21 protein-coding genes are annotated in these 20856 nt (G+C 37.1%); 11 read left to right on the forward strand and 10 right to left on the reverse strand.

The genetic code is table 11. From position 1 onward, the window contains the following. Positions 1-16 precede the first annotated feature (16 nt). From HC728_RS17275 to HC728_RS17305, 7 genes are all read left to right on the forward strand, one after another. Complete coding sequence (locus tag HC728_RS17275) at positions 17-1132, forward strand: ABC transporter permease (protein ID WP_238933822.1); 1116 nt, start codon at positions 17-19, stop codon at positions 1130-1132. Between the two features lie 3 nt (positions 1133-1135). Continuing rightward, positions 1136-2260, forward strand: a complete 1125-nt coding sequence (locus HC728_RS17280; RefSeq protein ID WP_190395805.1) for an ABC transporter permease — start codon at positions 1136-1138, stop codon at positions 2258-2260. 109 nt (positions 2261-2369) lie between these two features. Further along, entirely contained in the window at positions 2370-2924 is a 555-nt protein-coding gene (locus HC728_RS17285; protein ID WP_017019441.1) for an OmpA family protein, read from the forward strand. A gap of 79 nt (positions 2925-3003) precedes the next feature. After that, on the forward strand, positions 3004-3279 hold the full coding sequence (locus HC728_RS17290) for an HlyU family transcriptional regulator (RefSeq protein ID WP_017019440.1): 276 nt from the start codon (positions 3004-3006) through the stop codon (positions 3277-3279). Positions 3280-3537: 258 nt separating this feature from the next. After that, entirely contained in the window at positions 3538-5094 is a 1557-nt protein-coding gene (gene pntA, locus HC728_RS17295) for a Re/Si-specific NAD(P)(+) transhydrogenase subunit alpha (protein WP_065621621.1), read from the forward strand. Between the two features lie 11 nt (positions 5095-5105). Then, positions 5106-6482, forward strand: coding sequence for a Re/Si-specific NAD(P)(+) transhydrogenase subunit beta (pntB, locus tag HC728_RS17300; RefSeq protein ID WP_005422758.1), 1377 nt, complete (start codon positions 5106-5108; stop codon positions 6480-6482). A gap of 133 nt (positions 6483-6615) precedes the next feature. Further along, on the forward strand, positions 6616-7272 hold the full coding sequence (locus tag HC728_RS17305) for a hypothetical protein (protein WP_238933823.1): 657 nt from the start codon (positions 6616-6618) through the stop codon (positions 7270-7272). A 74-nt stretch (positions 7273-7346) separates the two neighbouring features. On the opposite strand, the gene HC728_RS17310 is transcribed toward HC728_RS17305, so the two are convergent. Next, positions 7347-7913: a PhnA domain-containing protein gene (locus tag HC728_RS17310; RefSeq protein WP_005422752.1), complete on the reverse strand. Its 567-nt coding sequence runs from the start codon at positions 7911-7913 to the stop codon at positions 7347-7349. Positions 7914-8204: 291 nt separating this feature from the next. On the opposite strand from HC728_RS17310, the gene HC728_RS17315 reads away from it, so the two are divergent. Continuing rightward, positions 8205-8354, forward strand: a complete 150-nt coding sequence (locus HC728_RS17315; protein WP_190395806.1) for a hypothetical protein — start codon at positions 8205-8207, stop codon at positions 8352-8354. 317 nt (positions 8355-8671) lie between these two features. Here the strand turns inward: HC728_RS17315 and yciH are convergent, their stop codons facing one another. Beyond that, positions 8672-8983 carry a stress response translation initiation inhibitor YciH gene (gene yciH / locus HC728_RS17320; RefSeq protein ID WP_017019436.1) on the reverse strand — a complete coding sequence of 104 codons (312 nt, stop codon included), beginning with the start codon at positions 8981-8983 and terminating at the stop codon, positions 8672-8674. Positions 8984-9021: 38 nt separating this feature from the next. After that, entirely contained in the window at positions 9022-9372 is a 351-nt protein-coding gene (locus HC728_RS17325; protein ID WP_017019435.1) for a DUF3319 domain-containing protein, read from the reverse strand. Between the two features lie 142 nt (positions 9373-9514). Between HC728_RS17325 and HC728_RS17330 the strand changes: the two genes are divergently transcribed. Continuing rightward, positions 9515-10429, forward strand: coding sequence for a tyrosine-type recombinase/integrase (locus HC728_RS17330; RefSeq protein ID WP_065604613.1), 915 nt, complete (start codon positions 9515-9517; stop codon positions 10427-10429). A gap of 33 nt (positions 10430-10462) precedes the next feature. Here the strand turns inward: HC728_RS17330 and HC728_RS17335 are convergent, their stop codons facing one another. Both HC728_RS17335 and HC728_RS17340 read right to left on the reverse strand, forming a co-directional pair. Next, on the reverse strand, positions 10463-11455 hold the full coding sequence (locus HC728_RS17335) for a D-alanine--D-alanine ligase (protein WP_190395807.1): 993 nt from the start codon (positions 11453-11455) through the stop codon (positions 10463-10465). Between the two features lie 51 nt (positions 11456-11506). Further along, complete coding sequence (locus HC728_RS17340; RefSeq protein ID WP_012535643.1) at positions 11507-12073, reverse strand: SPOR domain-containing protein; 567 nt, start codon at positions 12071-12073, stop codon at positions 11507-11509. 224 nt (positions 12074-12297) lie between these two features. Here HC728_RS17340 and HC728_RS17345 point away from each other — a divergent pair, with 224 nt between their 5' ends. After that, positions 12298-14976 (forward strand): bifunctional acetate--CoA ligase family protein/GNAT family N-acetyltransferase, encoded by a 2679-nt coding sequence (locus HC728_RS17345; protein WP_065597506.1) that lies wholly within the window; start codon positions 12298-12300, stop codon positions 14974-14976. Between the two features lie 289 nt (positions 14977-15265). On the opposite strand, the gene HC728_RS17350 is transcribed toward HC728_RS17345, so the two are convergent. Continuing rightward, the gene (locus HC728_RS17350; protein ID WP_190395808.1) at positions 15266-17230 is read right to left on the reverse strand and encodes a diguanylate cyclase domain-containing protein; all 1965 of its coding nucleotides are present in this window, start codon (positions 17228-17230) and stop codon (positions 15266-15268) included. Between the two features lie 315 nt (positions 17231-17545). Between HC728_RS17350 and HC728_RS17355 the strand changes: the two genes are divergently transcribed. Further along, the gene (locus HC728_RS17355; protein ID WP_012534943.1) at positions 17546-17770 is read left to right on the forward strand and encodes a hypothetical protein; all 225 of its coding nucleotides are present in this window, start codon (positions 17546-17548) and stop codon (positions 17768-17770) included. A gap of 31 nt (positions 17771-17801) precedes the next feature. Here the strand turns inward: HC728_RS17355 and mog are convergent, their stop codons facing one another. From mog to HC728_RS17375, 4 genes are all read right to left on the reverse strand, one after another. Next, positions 17802-18338 (reverse strand): molybdopterin adenylyltransferase, encoded by a 537-nt coding sequence (gene mog, locus HC728_RS17360; RefSeq protein ID WP_005422732.1) that lies wholly within the window; start codon positions 18336-18338, stop codon positions 17802-17804. 78 nt (positions 18339-18416) lie between these two features. Then, positions 18417-19619, reverse strand: coding sequence for a conjugal transfer protein TraF (locus HC728_RS17365; RefSeq protein WP_017019430.1), 1203 nt, complete (start codon positions 19617-19619; stop codon positions 18417-18419). 170 nt (positions 19620-19789) lie between these two features. After that, positions 19790-19948 (reverse strand): YoaH family protein, encoded by a 159-nt coding sequence (locus HC728_RS17370; protein ID WP_170618941.1) that lies wholly within the window; start codon positions 19946-19948, stop codon positions 19790-19792. Beyond that, the gene (locus HC728_RS17375; protein ID WP_017019429.1) at positions 19945-20853 is read right to left on the reverse strand and encodes a DUF2861 family protein; all 909 of its coding nucleotides are present in this window, start codon (positions 20851-20853) and stop codon (positions 19945-19947) included. The genes HC728_RS17370 and HC728_RS17375 overlap by 4 nt, the downstream gene beginning before the upstream one ends. Positions 20854-20856: the final 3 nt, after the last annotated feature.

Consider the following 20856-nt stretch of genomic DNA (forward strand, 5'->3'; position numbering starts at 1 on the left):
GAATACGATGATATCAATGAAAACATATTGGCGTTCATACTTTACAAGCCCTTGGGTTATGGCGGTAACTTTTGTTTTACCGCTACTTATCTCGCTTGTGATTTGGTGGATATTCTCTTCAAATGTCGTTAGAGAATTACCCATTGATGTCGTCGATCTCGATCAATCTCATTTATCAAGAATGATGATCCGTGATTACGATGCAACGCCAACACTTTCAGTTAAAAGTATTCAACCAAATAAAGAAAAAGCCAACCTCGCATTAACCAAAGGCGATAATTATGGCTATATTATTATCCCTCATGATTTTGAAAAGAACGTAATGCTTGGTAAAAGTCCAAAAATAACAGGATTTTACAATGGTCAGTTCATTCTTATCGCTAAGCAAATAAACTCGGCGTTAATGCAAACAGACATGACAGCACAAGCCAAACTGTCAGTAATTAAACAATTAAGCATTAAAGAAACCACCTGGACTCAGGCCATTAATTCAGCCGTTCCGATTAAGGTACAGGTTACACCATTGTTTAACCTTGGTAGTAATTATAATCAATTCCTTGTTTCTGCTATCTTACCTGCTATTTGGCAAATGGCGGTTATTGTTGGCATGCTTTGGGCTATGCAAAATGAATCTGTACGAATAGGATGTGACTCGCTTCGAGAGTGGTTTGATAAGCAAGAACGGCTAAGTATATTCAACTTTACCTTGGTTTATTTTTGCATAGCGATGATGCTAGGCGCTGTGCTGTTTTATTTTTTATACGGTGTAATTGGATTTCCATTTAATGGTTCAATCACGGCATTTATTTTAAACATGAGTTTGATGAGCTTTGCTTGCATCAGTCTAGGTATTGCCATCGGTTATGGTACAAATGACATTGTAAAAGCAATGAGCATTTCAGGTGCTTATACTGCGCCGAGTTTTGCATTTTTAGGGGTGACATTTCCCGTAACTGATATGAACTCATTAGCAATGTTTTGGCATTCTATTTTACCAGCAAGCCATTTTGTTCGAGCTCAAATTGAATTATCAAATTACGGAGATTCTTTAGTTAGTGCATTTCCTAACATTGGGGTGCTGACTTTATTTACTCTTCCTTTGTTATTACTTTCTCTTAAGCTAAAGAAATAAATTATGTCGCTATTTCTACTTATTCAAAAAGAAGCAAAGGCCATATTCAGTAACACTACGATTGTACTAGCAATGATTGGTGGTGTACTTTTCTATGCGTTCTTGTATCCATTACCGTATCAACATCAAAGCCCTGAAGAGCAAAAGATCTCAGTGGTGGATCTCGATAAATCTGAACTAAGTAGAAAGTTTGCACGAATGGTCAATACCTCACAACAAGTTAATGTCGTGGAACAAGCAAACAGTATTGAGCAGGCTAAAAGTCAATTTTTGAACAATGAGATAACCGGCTTTTTAGTTGTCCCATCAGAGTTTTCAAAAAAGCTTCAATTAGGCGAAGCGCCAACGGTTGGCTATGCAGGTGACGCCTCTTATTTCTTGATTTACGGTACCATAGTGGAAGGATTAATGACCGCTGGTGGAACTATTTCAGCAGAATATCGAATTGCTCACTTAGCTATAGATGGTACACCGATAAATGCGGCTATTCATTCATTTAGGCCATTCCAATCTAATTACATTCCTGTATTTAACCATTACATGGGGTATGTTCAATATGTCGTACCAGCGGTATTTGTGCTTATTCTTCAGCAAACCTTATTAATGGCTGTCGGGGTGAGACAAAAACAATCATCAGCTAATGAAAATACAGCAACGCATCTGATCGTTAGGTTTGGAATATTCCTCTTTACTGAATTATTATTAGCGTGTTTGTATTTTGGTTATTTCTTTGATTTTTATTCTATTAGTCGATTTGGCACACCATTAGAAATACTGGTTTTATTGGTGCCATTCATATCATCTGTGATTTTACTTGGCTTATTCCTTGGTAAAATACTTCCTACGCCTGAAAGTATTTTATTGCTTGTTTTGTTTAGCTCTATGCCAATTGTATTTAGTGCAGGCTTTATTTGGCCATCAGAAATGGTACCAAGTATTATTACCGATATCATGCATCTATTACCTAGTGGTTTTGCCATTAACGGATTTTTAAAACTGAATCAGCAAGGGGCAGGGTTAAGCGGTGTATTAACGAATTTAGGTGGTCTGTACGCTCTTTGTATCCTTTATGCTTTTCTATTTTTCATTACTCGAAATAAAAACAATCTCAAAGGTGATACTGAGTAACATCATAATTTCAAAAGTAAATGAAGTGACTCGATTTCATTTTTACTGAGTGAGTAACTGTATAAGAAGTTTGGTAAATTGTTCTTAGTTTGGACTAGGGATACTTATAATGAAAAAACAGTTACTTGGAATTATCATATCAGCAAGTTTATTAATGGGGTGTCAGAGCACATCAGATGATGAAATGGCAGATATTGCAGAAACACCAACCGTTGCATCATTTGTTGATTACCACAATCAACAACTACAACAATTTGTTACGGAAGATATTGGTAGTGTTGCTCAAGCAAATGAAGAGATTATCATTTTACTAAATGGTGATAAGAGCTTCGATTCTGGCAGTATAGAAATAAAAAATGAGAGCAAACTTGTACTATCACAGTTAGCTAAATTACTGAATGATAAACCAGAGTCAGAAGTGTTTATTGCAGGTCATACTGACAGCCGTGGCAGCAAAAAATTCAATATGTCTCTCTCCAATCAACGTGCTGATTCTGTTCTGGCTTTACTAGAAGAAAATGGCGTTGATGGTAATCGAATCAATACCTATGGTTTTGGTGAATCAGAGCCAATTGCGACTAACATAAATGCAGAAGGGCGTAAAAAGAACCGCCGTATCGAGATCAGAATAACACCCATATCTGAGCTCTTTGACAAAGAATGATCTCAGTTTATTAGAGTAAGTCTACTTAATAATTAACTCTCTCATGTATAATAAGCCTTATTTCAAAAAGGAAAATGAAATGGGGCTTTTTTCACGTTTATTTGGCTCATCAACTGCAACTGAATCTACTGTTGAACCAGTTGAGTACAAATCTTTTCTCATCTATCCAAATTCAGAACCTGATGGTTCGCAATTTCGAATTGCTGGAAAACTCACCAAAGAAATCAACGGCGAATTAAAAGAACATCGCTTTATTCGCTCTGATGTTATCTCATCAAAAGCCAACGCCGATGAACTTATGGTAAGTAAAGCAAAAGTACTGATCGATCAACTTGGTGATTCATTATTTAAATAATGTAACTAGATTGATATTAAAAAATAAACAATTTGATTGTTTTTTCGACTTATTCTTGAAAATCAATAAGTAACAATTAGTGGTTTGACCTCTTTTTTGTCACCAAAATGTTGTTTTTTTACTAAATAGCGGTGAGAATAAGGTCGTATAAAATTTTAAGTAATGAAAATATGTCATTTTATTACAAAACACTTGAATTAATCGGTTAGCTTGGATAAAACTAACTGACAAATTCATGCCAATAGTCAAGGAATTACTATGCAAATTGGTGTACCTAGAGAAGTCTTCGCGGGTGAAACCCGTGTTGCTGCAACGCCTAAAACGGTTGAGCAGCTTATCAAGCTTGGTTTTACTGTTGCTGTAGAATCAAACGCTGGTATCTTAGCGAGCTTTGATGATTCAGCTTTTGAACAAGCTGGCGCAACCGTTGTTTCAACAGATGATGTATGGAAATCAGAACTGATTCTGAAAGTAAATGCACCTCAAGTAAATGAAGCAACGGGTGTTGATGAGTTCGATTTAATTCAAGAAGGCGCAAGCTTAATCAGCTTTATTTGGCCTGCACAAAATGAAGAACTACTAGCGAAGCTAGCAACAAAGAACATTAACGTTCTTGCTATGGATTCGGTCCCTCGTATTTCTCGTGCTCAGGCACTTGATGCCCTAAGTTCAATGGCAAACATTGCAGGTTACCGTGCTGTAGTTGAAGCTGCGCATGAATTTGGCCGCTTCTTTACCGGTCAAATTACAGCGGCTGGTAAAGTTCCACCGGCTAAAGTACTTGTTGCTGGTGCTGGTGTTGCAGGTCTTGCTGCTATCGGTGCTGCTGGTAGCCTTGGTGCAATCGTTCGTGCATTTGACGTTCGTCCAGAAGTAAAAGAACAAGTGCAATCAATGGGTGCAGAATTCCTTGAAGTTGATTTCAAAGAAAACTCTGGCTCAGGTGATGGCTATGCTAAAGAAATGTCTGATGAGTTCAACAAAAAAGCAGAGGAGCTATATGCTGCTCAAGCTAAAGACGTTGATATCATCATTACAACAGCACTTATCCCAGGTCGTCCAGCGCCGAAGCTAATCACCAAAGAAATGGTTGATAGCATGAAAGCGGGCAGTGTTATTGTCGATTTAGCAGCAGCAAACGGCGGTAACTGTGAATACACAGTAAAAGACGAAGTTTTCGTAACTGAAAACGGCGTTAAGATCGTTGGTTATACTGATATGGTTGGTCGTCTACCAACTCAATCATCTCAGCTATACGGTACAAACTTAGTAAACCTTCTAAAACTTTTATGTAAAGAAAAAGATGGCAACATCAACATCGATTTTGAAGACGTTGTTCTTCGTGGTGTAACGGTTGTTAAAGAAGGCGAAGTAACTTGGCCTGCGCCACCAATTCAAGTTTCAGCACAACCACAAGCGAAAGCAGCTCCAAAAGCTAAGGTTGAGCCAAAAGTTGAAGAGCCAACATCACCAGTTAAGAAATTTGCAATGATCGGCGCTGGTATTGCCGCATTTGGTTGGGTTGCGTCTGTAGCTCCAGCAGCATTCTTAGCACACTTTACTGTATTCGTACTTGCGTGTGTGGTTGGTTATTACGTGGTATGGAATGTAAGTCATTCACTTCACACACCACTAATGTCAGTAACAAACGCTATCTCAGGCATCATCATTGTAGGTGCATTACTGCAAGTAGGTCAGGGTAATGGCGTCGTTTCATTTTTAGCATTTATCGCAGTTCTTATCGCAAGTATTAATATATTTGGCGGTTTCGCTGTAACCAAGCGTATGCTTGAAATGTTCCGTAAAGATAAATAAGGAGTAGGACAATGTCAGCAGGATTAGTTCAAGCAGCGTATATTGTATCTGCCGTTCTATTTATCATGAGTTTAGCAGGTCTGTCTAAACAAGAGACAGCTCGTAGCGGTAACTACTACGGTATTACTGGTATGGCTATCGCGCTTATCGCAACCATCTTTGGCCCAGACTCAACAGGAACAGGTTGGATCATCGTAGCAATGGCTATGGGTGGCGCGATTGGTCTTTACTATGCGAAAAAAGTTGAAATGACTGAAATGCCAGAACTTGTGGCAATTCTTCACAGCTTTGTTGGTATGGCTGCGGTTCTTGTTGGTTTCAACAGTTACATCGATCACGGTGTGCTTGTTGGTGCTATGCTAAATATCCACCTTGTAGAAGTATTCTTAGGCGTCTTCATTGGTGCGGTTACTTTCACAGGTTCTTTAGTTGCATTCGGTAAACTACGTGGAGTGATTAACTCATCTGCACTTCAATTACCTCACCGTCATAAGCTGAACTTACTAGCATTAGTTGTATCTGCAGGTCTTCTTTACCACTTTGTAAGTGTTGAAGGCAGCATGTTCGCTCTTATTCTAGTAACACTGATCGCATTTGCATTCGGTTACCACTTGGTTGCTTCAATCGGTGGTGCAGATATGCCAGTCGTTGTTTCAATGCTTAACTCATACTCTGGTTGGGCAGCGGCAGCAGCAGGTTTCATGCTATCAAACGATCTACTGATTGTTACTGGTGCATTAGTAGGTTCATCAGGTGCAATTCTGTCTTACATCATGTGTAAAGCAATGAACCGTTCTTTCATCAGCGTAATTGCTGGTGGTTTCGGTCAAGACGTTGTTGCTTCATCTGGTGATGAAGAGCAGGGCGAGCATCGTGAAACAACAGCTGAAGAAGTAGCAGAAATGCTTAAAAACTCTAAGTCTGTTGTTATCACTCCAGGATACGGCATGGCAGTAGCTCAAGCTCAATACCCAGTTCACGAAATCACTGAAAAACTTCGAGCTCAAGGTGTTGAAGTGCGCTTTGGTATCCACCCAGTTGCAGGTCGTTTACCGGGTCACATGAACGTTCTTCTTGCAGAAGCTAAAGTACCTTACGATATCGTTCTAGAAATGGACGAGATCAACGATGACTTATCTGAAACAGATACCGTTCTAGTTATTGGTGCTAACGATACAGTTAACCCTGCAGCAATGGAAGATCCAAACAGCCCAATCGCTGGTATGCCAGTTCTAGAAGTGTGGAATGCGAAAAACGTAATCGTGTTCAAACGTTCTATGAACACAGGTTATGCTGGTGTTCAAAACCCACTATTCTTTAAAGAAAACACTGAAATGCTTTTCGGTGATGCTAAAGAAAGTTGTGTGGAAATCAGCAAACATATCTAATATGTTAGTTTGATAGAGTCGATAAGCCGAGATGTAATGTCTCGGCTTTTTTGTATCTGCAACATATCAATGAGCATAAAAATTCAGTTGGTTAGAAAAATTACCGGGGTTATACAAAGGCTTTTGATTATTCATGCATTTTAATGAATATGTTAGTTCCTATATCTTCCATATGGTAAACTTTCAAGATCGTTCATTAATCAATATCATCATGTTTTCAGTCACTTCTTTTTTCAAAGCTTTCTCTGTTGCGCTCATTTTAGGTGTCTGCGCTGTTTTATTTGCTTTATGGCAACACTCATCATCTCAACTTAATTACGCATCACGAGACATGGATTGGGAATGGTCATGGATGTACTACGAACCGTTTTCTAATGGAATTCAAACCACACGCACTAAAGACACTAAGCAGCTGTTATTTAGACGCGTGGATATCAGTTCAAAACTCACTACTGTGTTCAATATTACTTATATCAATAAGCTAGAAATCATAGTAACGTATGAAGACTCGTGTCTATTTGGCTCATTTTTTCCTGCTAAGCTAAAGTTAAATCAAACACAACAACAACAGATCAATTTCCAATGTGAGAAGAATGGCCGAGGTTATCTGTTTAGACGCACCGCAAATCAACTTACATCAGTACAAATCAAATCAGATAAATTTGAGCTAAAAGAAAACTTTTCTGAATGGCCAATTGATGAATTAAAGAAAGATCAGTTTATACAGCAACATTCTAATTTCTTTAAAAGGAAAGGTCAGAGTGACGTGTATGAATGGAGTAGGGATTAGCTATTTCAATAATATACAGGCATAAAAAAAGACGCATATTCGCGTCTTTTTTATGTCTTTTAATAATTAATCAATTACTTTTTACGACAGAACTCAGCGATTACATACATAGATTGACCGCCGTTAGCTTTACCAGAAACTAAACGAGGATCGTCACCAAGGCTGATACCACGGATAACTGTACCTTGTTTGATTACTTGGTTAGTACCTTTAACTGGTAGGTCTTTAATTACTGTTACGTCGTCACCTTTCTTCAGTTCAACGCCGTTAACATCACGTGGTTTTTCACCGTCAGAAAGAAGTGCTTTCTCAGCCCATTCTTTAACGTCTTCTTCAACGTACATCATATCTAGCGCATCTTGAGCCCAAGATTCAGAAGCAAGTTTGCTTAAAAGAACGTAAGAAATAACTTGAACAGTTGGTACTTGGCTCCACATAGAGTCGTTTAGACAACGCCAGTGGTTAACATCCATTTTATCAGCGTCTTCGATTTGTGCTGTACATGTATCACAAATCATTACACAGTTATCAACCGTGATATCTGTTTTAGGCGGAACTGCAAATGGAGCTAGTGAGTTAGTTGAACCACATAGTTCACATTTAGAATCGCAACGAGTTAATAGAGTTTTTGCAATGCTCATAAAATAGTGCCTGTTTGTTTAGTGATGTTTATATTATGGCAAGTTTATACCACAAGAAAAAGGATTGCGGTGAGAATACTGTAATTTTTCTCATTTCTTTTGGTTTAAGTATCCTATACGTAAACAGTGGTTTTCAATTAGGTGAACCAGATGGGTAAAAGCGGTTAAAAACGAACATTGTTGGTAAACAATCTCATTCTTATGTAAAGCAAAGTAAATACGTTTTTATGCAGAAAAATACCGTGGATAATGAATATGAAACGTCAAATCTGCATAAAAAAGGAATAAATAATGAAAAAAATAATAGTAATAATTGCTGCCGTTTTTGCATTATCAGTTGGAACCGCTTACGCATTTAATGGACATCTAGACCACGGAATGGATATATCTATGCCACATTTTAATCTGTTTCATGACTCAGATTGTGGAGATCACCACTAAAATAGTTTCAATCTAAGATAGAGCCAGCGTAACACAACTATATAATGAAGGTTAGAAAACCATTAGATTAAGGCTTGAACACCGGTAGAAGCTATAAATTATCCTCTAACAACAATACACATCAGTGCGCATTATGTATATTATGTTAAATAGAGTTTAATAATGGATAATATGTTATTGCGAATTATCCCCCTTTGTTCTTAATTGCTTCTCAACGTATTTAACCATAAGGCTATTTACCATAAAATAGCTAATAATCATTCAATAATACTTCGTATTCATCGTTTGATTATTAGCTTAACTCTAACAACGATTTGTTAACCACCAGCTAATTTAACTGTGTGACCTTGTTTCGTTAGAAAGTCTTTAATCTTTTCGCGGTTATCGCCTTGGATTTCAATGTCGCCATCTTTTACAGAGCCGCCACAGCCACATAGTTTTTTAAGTTGAGCTGCAAGCAACTTAAGCTGAGTGTCTTCCATATCCAAACCCGTTACAACGCAAACGCCTTTACCTTTACGTCCTTTGGTTTCACGTTGAATACGTACAATACCGTCGCCTTTTGGACGTTCTGCTTTTGGTTCTTCTTGTTTGATTCGACCAACATCTGTTGAATATACTAAAGACATAATTAATCTCGGATTTTTAAAGATATTAAGATTGTAATTTATTTTTCATGTTTATCCAAAAAGCTTTTAATTGCAGTTAACGAGCCTTTTGCTAATTTACCTTGATATAAGCAGTACCAAGTCTTAGGTTCACCTGTATCATTCTTAATGGTAAATCCTTTATATTCTTCGGATTTAAATTGACTACGCTTTTCATTAAGCGCTGATTCACCCATATCACCAAATTCTTTTGGATCGATAATCGTGCCGGTTTCATTCCACCAATCAATGCTTTTCTTTACCGCACTTAAGTGACCGTGTAACACATGAGTTCTTATCAAAACCTTCCAGTCATCCGGAATACCTGTTTTGTTCTCAATAAAGAATCCTTTGTATAATGTCTTCTTCATAGTTTTCTCTTCGTGTTTCAACATAAGTTAAGGGTTAAATAAATCAGTACTAAATGCTAGTTAATTCTTTGTTTTTCGTGATCTTACCTCAAATATGAAACTGTGTTATATTAATTAAAAGCGTAAGTTATGGTGCATCAGAATGGATAAAAATCACTTCCTATCAACACAATTAGACACTGAAACATTGGCGGCATGTTTAATGAAACCATATTCTCAAAACAGCCTTATTTCTTTTAAAAATGATTGGAATAATTTTGTCGAGTTTTGTCAGCTGCATAACGTTATTGCTCTACCCGCCTCTACAACAGCAGTACGCATCTTCATAGAAAAACAGGCAAAAGAGAAAAAACTTGCGTCAATTAAGCGCGCATTAATTTCTATCTCTCATATTCATACTGCATTTGAATATAAAGATCCAACACAATCCATTCACGTAAAGTCTGCACTAGGAAAAATAAGAGTCGATAAGGTCAATGATAATAAACAAACGGAAGGAATTTCCTCTGATATGCTTGATGAACTCAGACATCAATTATTCAACTCAATGGAACTCAAAGACATTCGTGATCTTGCCATTTGGCATTTAATGTTTGAATTACTACTAAAGCGCGGAGAGCTCAGAGACTTACAGCTTGACGATATTTGTTTTAATGACGAAACAGATTCTTGTTTGGTACAAATCCACCAAAATTATTACGCTATTTCAGTAGAAACAACTGAGCTACTTTCTAACTGGCTTCAACATTCAAATATCCATGATGGCCATTTATTTAGAGCTATAGACAGGCATCAAAATGTGGCAGTTAACGGTTTAAACGATTCTTCTATATACCGTATATTTCGTAGAGCAAATGAATTATTGAATCATGATGTAAACTTTTCAGGTTTGTCCGCACGTGTTGGAGCAACGAAAGAGCTCTCGCAACGAGGTTATTCTATTCATGAAATACAAGAGATGGGACGTTGGGTAAGCCCAGCAATGCCAAACCAATACATTGGTAATACTGAACGTTCTGAAAAACAAAAGTCCTTATTTAAAACCAAAAAAGCCTGAATTATCAGGCTTTTTTATTTAAATCTAACCAACTTACTTAATTGCGTTAAGTACCGCTTTTTGCAAGAAAGTCTTAAAACAATCGCCATTATGTTCCAATAATTTAGGGAACATAGAAATTGGCGTCATTCCTGGGAATGTATTCACTTCATTTAAGTAAATTTCATTGTCATCCGTTAGGAAGAAATCAATACGAGAAAGATCTTTAAGTTTCATTTGAGTGAACACTTTACGACTGTATTGATCGATCAGCTTAACTTGCTCTTCAGTAAGATTCTGTGCATCTAAAGATGTTGTTGAATGGCTACCGCTACCGTATTTCTCATCATAAGTGTAGAAAGCGCCGTCTGGTGCCGTTACTTCACCTGGAGCCGTCGTAAATAGTTGACCATCGATTTCATATGCTGCAACTTCAAGCTCACGAGGTTTAACTGCTTTTTCAACAAGTACTTGTTGTGAATAACCAAATGCATCATTAATTGCTTTTGACAATTCAGCCTCAGACGTTACCTTGTAACAACCAACTGAAGACCCCTGACACGCAGCTTTTACAAATAGTCCGCCCCATTGCTTAAATGCCGCTAATGCTGACTGGTGAGTTTCTTCATTATTCTCAGTTAAGAATAAGTACGGTGTATTTGGGATACCAAGCGCATCATACCAAAGCTTAGATGTGATCTTATTAAAGCTATTTGTACTTGATTCTGCATCACATCCTAAGTAAGGAATACTTAGCATATCTAACATAGATTGAATATCGCCGGTTTCACCAGGGTAACCATGAATACACGGAACAACGTAATCCACTGGAGAGCTAACTGTCTCACCGCTTAATAATGTTTTGTCTGAACGTAATTCGTACTTCAAGCCAGATTCAATATGAAACCAACCTTCATCTTTAATCTCAAGATGCGTGATATCAAAGGCATCAAGTTCAGAAAGTTGTTGAGCGATATATTTTGAAGAAACTAATGAAACTTCGTGTTCAGTGCCGCCACCGCCACAAAGTAAAAGGATATGAGTCATAATTTTCACTATAAAAAGCAATCGGTGCATATTTAGATGCACCGATTATGATTAATTTAACTTATGTAATTCAGGATTATCTGATTGTTTAATGCTATTAATACTTCTTACAAACGGGCCGTACGCTTGAATGTCAGCAGGAAGTTGTTTAATTGCAGCACGTGCTTCTGCAGGTGTTGCGTAATCACCGTATAAAATTGTATACCAAGGCATATTGTTTACTGTTTTACGGTTCATCCACACAGGCTGCTCGCCAGAAAGTTTAGCAGCGTAAGTAGAAAGGTCAGTCTTACGACTTAGAGCCAAAATTTGAAGTGTATAACCATAACGGTTATGCATATCTTGTTGCTTTTCCGTTGGTGGTAAAATCTTAACAGCAGCGTCTGTTGCTTCAGGAGAAGCCGCTTCTTCTGGTGTTAATTTTACAACAGGTTTCTCTACTTCAGCTTCAGCTACAGCAACAACCTCTGTTTCTTCAAAAGTGGTTTCTTCTTGCTCAATCGGCTGAGAAACTTGATACACCTCTTCAGATGAATCAGTAGTAATGTTTGTGGTATACGAACTGCTTGTACATCCTGCTAGCAGTGCGGTTAACGTAATAGGAATGATTCTTTTCATTTTAATTCACAATAATAGTCATGCTGTTACCGTAATTCTGCACCCGATGCTAAATACAATCAAGTCTTTAGCTAATGAAGAACCAAATTACTCATATCTTTGTGCTCAATACTTGATTTTTTTGGTTATTTTGTGCGCTGGTCTTCGTTTATTTGCTTTCATTCGCGTCAAATCTATACTACTCAGCTATCTTATTCTTATATAAAGGAATAAAGGACGTTTATATGCCAGATTTAAAACAATTACTGCGCCCCGAATCCATCGCTGTTATTGGTGCTTCCACACACCCTGATAGAGCAGGACATATTGTAATGCGTAACTTATTAGAAGGTGGTTTTAATGGGCCAATAATGCCTGTTCACCCAAGTTATAAATCTGTGTGTGGCATCTTGGCATATAAAGAAATTTCTGAATTACCTATTACACCTGATTTTGCCATTTTGTGTACCGAAGCAAAAAAGAACGTCTCTATTCTTGAAGAACTTGGGGAAAAAGGCGTTCGTTGCGCCATTATCTTATCGTCAGATATGAATTTGTACTGTAATGGAATAGGTGAACCTTTACCTTATGAAGCCAAACGTATTGCTGCCAAATATAATATGCGGATCTTAGGTCCTAATAGCCTAGGGATTATTCTTCCGTGGATTAATTTAAATGCCTCTTTCTCACCTATCAACGCGAATAAAGGAAACATTGCATTCATATCGCAATCAGCTGCGGTATGTACGACAATTTTAGATTGGGCAAATGAAAAGAACATTGGGTTTTCTGCTTTTGTTTCATTAGGTGATGGTCTGGATATTGATTTCAGTGAACTGCTCGATACCCTATGTACTGATTCAAAAACAGAAGCCATTCTTCTGTATATAGATTCAATTAAAGATGCTCGTCAATTTATGTCCGCCGCCCGTGCAGCAGCTCGTAATCGTCGTATATTAGTGGTTAAAAGTGGACGTTCTGTCGCAGGAAGTAAAGCGGCTCAATTACATACTAATGGGCAATTGAGCTTGGATGCGGTTTACGATTCTGCAATCAGACGAGCTGGAATGCTTAGAGTATCTAATACTCACGAGCTCTTCGCTGCTGTAGAAACACTTGCACACCCTATCCCATTTAGAGGTCATCGATTAGCAATTGTGACTAATGGTGGCGGCCCAGCAATCATGGCAGTTGATAGTCTCATGCAGCAAGGCGGCAAATTAGCGGATTTTAGTGAAACATTAATCCAAAAGTTAAATAAGACACTACCTGAAAACTGGTCCCACGCTAATCCTATTGATATCGGAGGTGATGCCAATGACACACGTTATTGTGATGCGGTTAATGCTCTGCTAGACAGCGATGATTGTGATGCCATACTCATTATGCACAGCCCATCAGCGGTTTCAAACGCAACAAAAACGTCTGAAAAATTAATAAGCTTGATTCAAAACCATAAACGAAAAGCAAAATTTACCATATTGACGAACTGGTCAGGAGAAACCTCTTCAAAAGAAGCTCGATTACTCTTTACGCAAGCCGGAATACCAACATATAGAACACCTGAAAGTGCTGTATCTGCATTTTTGCATCTGGTTGAATACCATAGAAACCAAGGGTTATTAATAGAGACGCCTGTGTCATCCGGTCACATTAGTAAACATGACGCACAAATGGCTCGTGAATGGTTAGAGAACTGTGTTACGCATAACCTAACTGAATTAGATACGCATGAAACCCAAGCTCTTTACTCTTGTTATGGTTTCAAAACATTGGATACATGGATAACTGAAGATCCAGTTGAAACCGGCTATGTCGCTGACAAGATCGGTTATCCTGTCGCAGTAAAATTGCGATCACCAGATATTCCACATAAATCTGATGTGCATGGCGTTGTATTAAACTTAAACACCAATGAAGAAGTGATAACCGCTGCGCAATCCATACTCGACCGAGTCTCATTAAGCTATCCATCGGCACGAATTTCAGGATTAAGTGTTCAGAAGATGGCGGCAAGAGCAGGATCACAAGAACTAAGAATTAAGGTCTGCCAAGATCCTGTCTTTGGGCCTGTGATCTTATTGGGCGAAGGTGGATCTGAATGGGATCTTAACAATAATGCAGCGGTAGCCTTACCACCCTTGAATATGGCATTAGCGGAAAACCTAATTAAGCATGCTATTAAAGAAAATATCATTCATAACCGCAACTCTCCTAACAAAATGAGTTTATTTGATTTAAGTGCGTTTCTCGTTCGCTTGTCACAAATGATACTTGATTGTCCTGAGATTGTTGAACTTGATATACACCCACTTCTTGTTTCTGGTATGGATCTCACGATTATTGATTCTTCGATGAAAGTACAACACTTTAACGGCGATATTCATAAGCGCTTAGCAATCAGACCTTACCCAAATGAATTAGAAGAATTTGCACAGCTTAAAGATGGCAGTTCTGTGTTACTTCGCCCTATTCTTCCTGAAGATGAACCCAAACATGCTTCTTTTATTTCTCAAGTATCGCATGATGATTTATATAAACGTTTCTTCTCAGAAGTTGGTGAGTTTAATCACGAAGCCCTTGCCAATTTTACGCAGATTGATTACGACCGAGAAATGGCGTTCGTTGCAACCAAACAAGTAGATGGTGAAGAAATTATTATTGCTGTTGTACGAGCTCTTTCCGATCCCAATCATACAAACACTGAATTTGCCGTGTTAGTTAGATCCGATCTAAAAGGACTAGGATTAGGAAAAATCTTGATGAAAAAAATTATTCGTTATTGCCAAAGTATTGGTATTAAAGTGATGACAGGAATGACAATGCCAGCAAATCACGGAATGATTGGACTAGCACAGCATCTAGGCTTCTCAGTAGACATTCAAATGAGTGACGGTGTAGTTGATATGTTTTTGGAACTGTAAAACATATCATTGTAAATATTTCATCAAGTATAAAAAAACCAAGATAAACACTTGATTTATCTTGGTTTAATATAGATACAAAATTGTTTTATAAAAGGGATATCTATATTACTTAGATTGCTCAGCTTTTTCTTTCTTTACCATAATTGCACCAGCGATAACAAATGCAACCAATAATAAAATTTCCATTAAACTTACCTTATTTCGTGTTAAAAATTAAAAGACCTGATTAATATAACATCATATGACATTAGTTAAATAGATATAACTCAATTTTGTAAAACTTTTGTCAAATTTTGTGAAACATATACTTTCCTTTGCCTGTTAATTTTGCCTCATACATGGCCTTGTCTGATTCTTTTAACAATGCATCTACATCTTTACCATCATTATAATCCGCGACTGTAATCCCTATGCTGACATTAACCGACAATAAAGTACCTTTATATGAAATGGGGGCTTGTATCGAATAAATAACCCTATCAGCTAACTCTATCAGTTGCTCTCTATTTGCAACCGGATTAATAAACAACACAAACTCATCACCAGCTAAACGCGATGCCAAATCATTCGCTCTTACCGCATGTTCTAATCGCTTTGCAACCACTCTTAACACTTCATCACCAGCATCATGCCCATAAGTGTCATTAACTTGCTTAAATCCATCAAGATCAAGGTAGCAAAGTCCCATCTGCCCTATGCTCCCTTTTTTCAGCAATATTGTATCATTCGCTGCTTGATAAAATTTTGCTCTATTAGGTAGGCCGGTTAATACGTCATGATGCGCTAAGTGATCCAATCTCTCTTTTTCTTTAACATCAGATAAGTTTGTAAATATAAAGATATAACTATTTTGACCATACTGATCAGTATCAATGATCTTACTCGCTTTAACGTACAGAGGAAGTTCCGCACCAAACTTATCTTTTTCTAAAACTTCTCCATGCCATTGACCAAAACGCTGAATTGACTCTGTAATCAAACTCGTTGATGTTGTGAAATGATGACCATCGAATAAGGTCAACATGGGAATATTACTTAACTCACTCATTTGATAACCAAAGATATCGGTAAATGCAGGGTTCATCAGTGTTAATTTTCCGTCTGCATCGTATATCAACACACCGTCTTGGCTATTTTTAAATACATTTGCTGCCAATTTCTGTTGAGTTCGACTTCTCAATGCTTCAGTTACGTCAACCATTGAAAGTAATACTTGATTTTGATTCGATAGCACTCTTGATGTGATTTGTAATGTCTTGCTATCACATGTCTGAATAAGTAAATCATCCACTTCTTTACGATTATCGATAATCTCTAATAAATCTTGTTCATTACTTAGTTGTATCACATCGAGTAAATTACGACTTTCAAGCAAATTAATCGACAAACTAGGAAACATCGTTTTTGATGCTTCATTACTTAAAATAATAAGACCTTTTTTATCAATAACAAAAAGTGCATGTTGGACAGCTGTGATGATTTGCTCTCCAAAGTCTCTCTCATGTTCTACTTTTTTTAATACATAACTTAATTGCTTTTGACGCTCTTCAAGTTTACTTGTCATTTTATTAAACGAAGCAGTCAAGTCACCCAATTCATCATGCGTAACAACTTGCGGACGTTCATCGAACACACCTCTTGTAATAATCCCTTGCATTGCATGGTTTAAGCTGCTGACAGGAGTAATAACCCACTTTTGTATTTTACAAATAATGAAGTAACCGCAAATAACAAAAAACAGAAGCATAAAGATAAACATCTTTAATGCGGTATCTCTAGTTTCATCTAGTATGTCTTTTGAAACAATCAGATTCATTTGTGCTGTTTCTTGTGGATTTAAAACAAACGGAATAGACACATAAATGAAATGGTCACCTATGGCATACCCATCAATTAGCATTTGTTGTTTTAATTCAGCATTAGGCGCATGCGATAATTGGGTTGTTTTTTTATATTCGATAAATATTTGACCGTCATTGTCTATCACGACAGCCTGTAATATTGCTTCGTCTGCACTAAACGTATCTAAAATTTTATTGGCGGTTGCTTTATCATCTAAAATTAAAGCCGGTTTTAGGTTAAGGCTAACTCCAATCGATAAAATCTTAATACGATTAATTAAATTATCTTTTTCCGTTTTATACGTGCTTACATAGTTATAACCATGAAACATAACGAATAAACTCAGTGCAAATATGATTATTGGTAAAGATAAACGCTGGCGCAATGATGCATTTTCTATCCACTTCATCCGCGTTAACTCTCCTCATAAACCAATTTAACTATTTTAGAAACTAAGATATTTAATCGAATATACATCTTTAAGATTTATTAATTAAATTATTAATAGATATAACTTAATCGTATTTGGTGAGTATAACTAAAAATACTCTATACGGTTCAGCAATTGCAAACAAATCACCTACAAAGTGATCTAAGTAACACTTATAGATTTATTAGTTACCATTCATGGCTTGAATGTTTATTTTCATTCGAAATTTTTGATTCGAAAACTTACTTTATACTGCTTTCTTATATACTAGTTCTTATTTTATAAGGCGATCGTATGCGAACTCTCATTATCTTTTTGGCTGTTTTATGCTCTTTTCCATCATCAGCAAAATCAGTTCAAAAATACTACAAAGAACATCAACCAAAACGTTGTGAGACATTAAATAGAACATTAACTCATGTGAATAAGCTACTCAGCTTTAGTGAGGGAAAGGAATACAAAGAGAGATTAAAAGAGAAAAAGGCACTAAAGAAATTAAGGAAAGAAAAAGGATGTTAAAAAGCCAACAGTTACGTTGGCTTTGTATTGATTATTTTGCTTTTGGTCTGAATGGTTTAATCACTTCTTCATTACACTCAAGAAATGGACCTTCCATTAGATCGATACAATATGGAATTGCAGGGAAAACCGCATCCAAACATTCACGAATTGATTTTGGTTTACCAGGTAAATTTACAATTAATGAATCTTTACGTAAACCCGCAGTTTGACGAGATAAAATAGCTGTTGGCACAAACTTTAATGATTCTGCACGCATTAGCTCACCAAAACCGGGCATCATGCGATCACACACAGCTTCTGTTGCTTCAGGAGTGACATCACGTTTAGCTGGACCTGTTCCACCCGTTGTTACAACTAAGCAGCAGTTTTTTTCATCAGCTAATTCAATCAGTGTTTTTTCAATAACATCTTGCTCATCTGGAATAACCACATACACAGGTTCCCACTCAGATGTTAGATAATCGTTTAGTGTTTCAATAATAGCTGGTCCTGAAATATCTTCATAAATACCAACACTTGCACGATCACTTACGGTTACAATGCCGATTTTCGCTTTTTGAGTCATAATCTGTATCTTTTTAAAGTAAGGTAACCACTATTATTACAAGCGGTTACTCATTTTTCTACTAAAAAGGCGTTTTATCTAGTATTCGTAAGCCATGTTCACAGATACACCATAGGTCGAATCTACTGAATAGATCGCTGCTAAGTCAAAATGGAACATGTTAAGTGGCGAGAAACCAATACCTGCGGTAAATGCATCATCATAAGTACCCGCAAGATCTTTCTTGAATCCACCACGTAGCTGAATTTGGTACAGTAAGTCGATTTCTGCACCTGCTCTGAACATTTGAACATTATCATCTAAACCAACAAAACGTTCTTGCTCATTTAAGTCTAAATCTGCAGTAACAATAAAGTAGTTAGTCATGAAGGCTACGCCCGCAGTGTAAGTCGGAGTAAGTTCATAGTTGTATTTATATGTTTTTTTACCGTAACTTCCACCAACTAATGGATCTGAATTTTTAAAGTTAACAGTGATTTCTTTGGTTTCAATTTCATTCTTAATTAGGTTTTTACCCGCAGCAGCAAAACGCCAAGGACCGTAAAACCACACGGCACCAACATCTACGTTGAATGAATTATCAGTTGTTTTGTTTTTATCAAAGTCTTTAAAGTCAAAATTGTTTACAGCTTCTACATAGGTATACGTTAAGTAACTTTGAATTTTTGGTGTTACACCAATAGTGATGTTTTGTCCTAGGAAATTTGTGTAACCAGCAAAGGCAACACCTGCTTCTGCTAAGCCTAAAGCAACGGTTCCCACCGCCGTTGTATCAGCAAGTTGAAGCGGTTTAGCTGGGTCTGCTGGTAAACCAAGCGCATCGACATCAGGTAACGTAATGCCCTCAACCGAAGTTTTGCCATAAAATGCCATTGATAAATAACGGTTAGGAATTGCAACAGCCATCCCTGCTCCCATACTAAAGCTCAGGGCATCGCCATTTAAATTTCTTAGACCGTTTTCAATATCAGCTGCGGCACCTGTTGGATCAGACGGTATTTTCGAAAAACCTTTCTGTACTTGGTCAACATCATCAACCATACCGCCTTGGTCCATGACTTGTAGACCGGCACTCGGTAACAAAAGACCCGCATCATCTTTACGGCTATATATTGCAACTAAAGCTGGATTATAAAAAACACCAGTAAGATAGTCAGCGGCTGCAGTACCAGCACCACCCATAGCATCAATTCGACCATCAACGCTGAAATTTGTTGCTGATACTTGAGAAGAAGCTACCGTCGCGCACGAAAGTAAGCCAATTTTTATCCACTGTTTCATTTGATTAACCCATTAAAAAAATCACTTCCCTACTTATCGACATAGAAAAAGTTAACTTTAATGAAATAAATCAAAATATTGATGCTAGTGATGTCTTTTTGAAATTTGGCTTTAATATTAATACATACAAAAAAGCCGAGGGGTTAGCTCGGCTTTAAAATAGTAGTTAGTTAGCGTTGTTTCTCTTTTTCTGCAATTTCAGCTCTAATTTGGTCTGAAATGATTTTAATGGCTTCTCCACTACCAACGCCTTGACGCATCAGTTCTTGGATTTTCTCTACTGCTTGTTGCTGTTCTTCATGGGTTAATGTTGGTAAATCTAACATTATTTACTCTCTGTATTTTCATCTGAACCAAAATTCATTACTTTGGTTATTGCCTGAATTTCTTGGATGGAAATCGGTCCTTGAAATCTTTTATGATTAAACGACACACTTAAAATATAGCTGCCCGGTAGCACATTTGTCGAAGGTAAAGATTTAGGAAACCTCTCTTCGTACTTCTGTTCCCATAACTTTATATATTCATTATCTTGATGATCATAAATACCAACAGCCATTTCTGGTAATGGACAATTTGATTTAAGTAAACCGGTTTGTGTCGTTTTCCATTTATCTTTGCCTAACCACACCACTTGCATTTCTGTTTTTGGCGTGGTTAAAACAACCCATGATTCCCATTGTGTTTTTTCTTTATCATCCGCAATAATTATCAGCTTATACAGTCCATTTTGAATTCGGTTATTCAAGGACTCGCTGGCATAAGTGTATTGCGTGATTCTTTCATCTTGTGTTGGTGTTATTTTAATTGACGGATTAGTTAATTGTTCTTCTTGCGGCCATTTAATAAATGAAAGACTTGATATAGGCTTTTTAGTATCAAACTTAACAATCAATCGATGATGTAATCTTCCCGGGCTCTGAATAATAACACGTTGCACACTCACTGATTTTAACCAGTTAGGTATCACTTTATTTGATAAATCGCGGCCACAATTTACTGAAATTGCAGAGCTAAGTAATTTATCTATATTATTGGTGATATTCTCATTAACCGAATTCTGTAAAACTTCTATCGAAGTGGCAAAGCCTTTTCTTGCATGCCCTTCTAAAAATTGCTTATGCGCAGTATACAATGCAGATTGCTCATTAAACCAATCCACTGAATTTGCAAAAGATGTGTATGATGCACAAACCAATGAGCAAAAAACGAAAAACTTACGCACAAACATCATAAA

Source organism: Aliivibrio sp. S10_S31 (genome assembly GCF_014694495.1).
In the GTDB taxonomy this organism is placed as follows: domain Bacteria; phylum Pseudomonadota; class Gammaproteobacteria; order Enterobacterales; family Vibrionaceae; genus Aliivibrio; species Aliivibrio fischeri.

What these genes read in the sequence shown, in the direction of transcription:
- HC728_RS17275 (WP_238933822.1), top strand. Translation starts at nt 17, where the DNA reads ATGAAAACATATTGGCGTTCATACTTTACAAGCCCTTGGGTTATGGCG.
- HC728_RS17280 (WP_190395805.1), top strand. Translation starts at nt 1,136, where the DNA reads ATGTCGCTATTTCTACTTATTCAAAAAGAAGCAAAGGCCATATTCAGT.
- HC728_RS17285 (WP_017019441.1), top strand. Translation starts at nt 2,370, where the DNA reads ATGAAAAAACAGTTACTTGGAATTATCATATCAGCAAGTTTATTAATG.
- HC728_RS17290 (WP_017019440.1), top strand. Translation starts at nt 3,004, where the DNA reads ATGGGGCTTTTTTCACGTTTATTTGGCTCATCAACTGCAACTGAATCT.
- pntA (WP_065621621.1), top strand. Translation starts at nt 3,538, where the DNA reads ATGCAAATTGGTGTACCTAGAGAAGTCTTCGCGGGTGAAACCCGTGTT.
- pntB (WP_005422758.1), top strand. Translation starts at nt 5,106, where the DNA reads ATGTCAGCAGGATTAGTTCAAGCAGCGTATATTGTATCTGCCGTTCTA.
- HC728_RS17305 (WP_238933823.1), top strand. Translation starts at nt 6,616, where the DNA reads ATGCATTTTAATGAATATGTTAGTTCCTATATCTTCCATATGGTAAAC.
- HC728_RS17310 (WP_005422752.1), bottom strand. Translation starts at nt 7,913, where the DNA reads ATGAGCATTGCAAAAACTCTATTAACTCGTTGCGATTCTAAATGTGAA.
- HC728_RS17315 (WP_190395806.1), top strand. Translation starts at nt 8,205, where the DNA reads ATGAAAAAAATAATAGTAATAATTGCTGCCGTTTTTGCATTATCAGTT.
- yciH (WP_017019436.1), bottom strand. Translation starts at nt 8,983, where the DNA reads ATGTCTTTAGTATATTCAACAGATGTTGGTCGAATCAAACAAGAAGAA.
- HC728_RS17325 (WP_017019435.1), bottom strand. Translation starts at nt 9,372, where the DNA reads ATGAAGAAGACATTATACAAAGGATTCTTTATTGAGAACAAAACAGGT.
- HC728_RS17330 (WP_065604613.1), top strand. Translation starts at nt 9,515, where the DNA reads ATGGATAAAAATCACTTCCTATCAACACAATTAGACACTGAAACATTG.
- HC728_RS17335 (WP_190395807.1), bottom strand. Translation starts at nt 11,455, where the DNA reads ATGACTCATATCCTTTTACTTTGTGGCGGTGGCGGCACTGAACACGAA.
- HC728_RS17340 (WP_012535643.1), bottom strand. Translation starts at nt 12,073, where the DNA reads ATGAAAAGAATCATTCCTATTACGTTAACCGCACTGCTAGCAGGATGT.
- HC728_RS17345 (WP_065597506.1), top strand. Translation starts at nt 12,298, where the DNA reads ATGCCAGATTTAAAACAATTACTGCGCCCCGAATCCATCGCTGTTATT.
- HC728_RS17350 (WP_190395808.1), bottom strand. Translation starts at nt 17,230, where the DNA reads ATGAAGTGGATAGAAAATGCATCATTGCGCCAGCGTTTATCTTTACCA.
- HC728_RS17355 (WP_012534943.1), top strand. Translation starts at nt 17,546, where the DNA reads ATGCGAACTCTCATTATCTTTTTGGCTGTTTTATGCTCTTTTCCATCA.
- mog (WP_005422732.1), bottom strand. Translation starts at nt 18,338, where the DNA reads ATGACTCAAAAAGCGAAAATCGGCATTGTAACCGTAAGTGATCGTGCA.
- HC728_RS17365 (WP_017019430.1), bottom strand. Translation starts at nt 19,619, where the DNA reads ATGAAACAGTGGATAAAAATTGGCTTACTTTCGTGCGCGACGGTAGCT.
- HC728_RS17375 (WP_017019429.1), bottom strand. Translation starts at nt 20,853, where the DNA reads ATGATGTTTGTGCGTAAGTTTTTCGTTTTTTGCTCATTGGTTTGTGCA.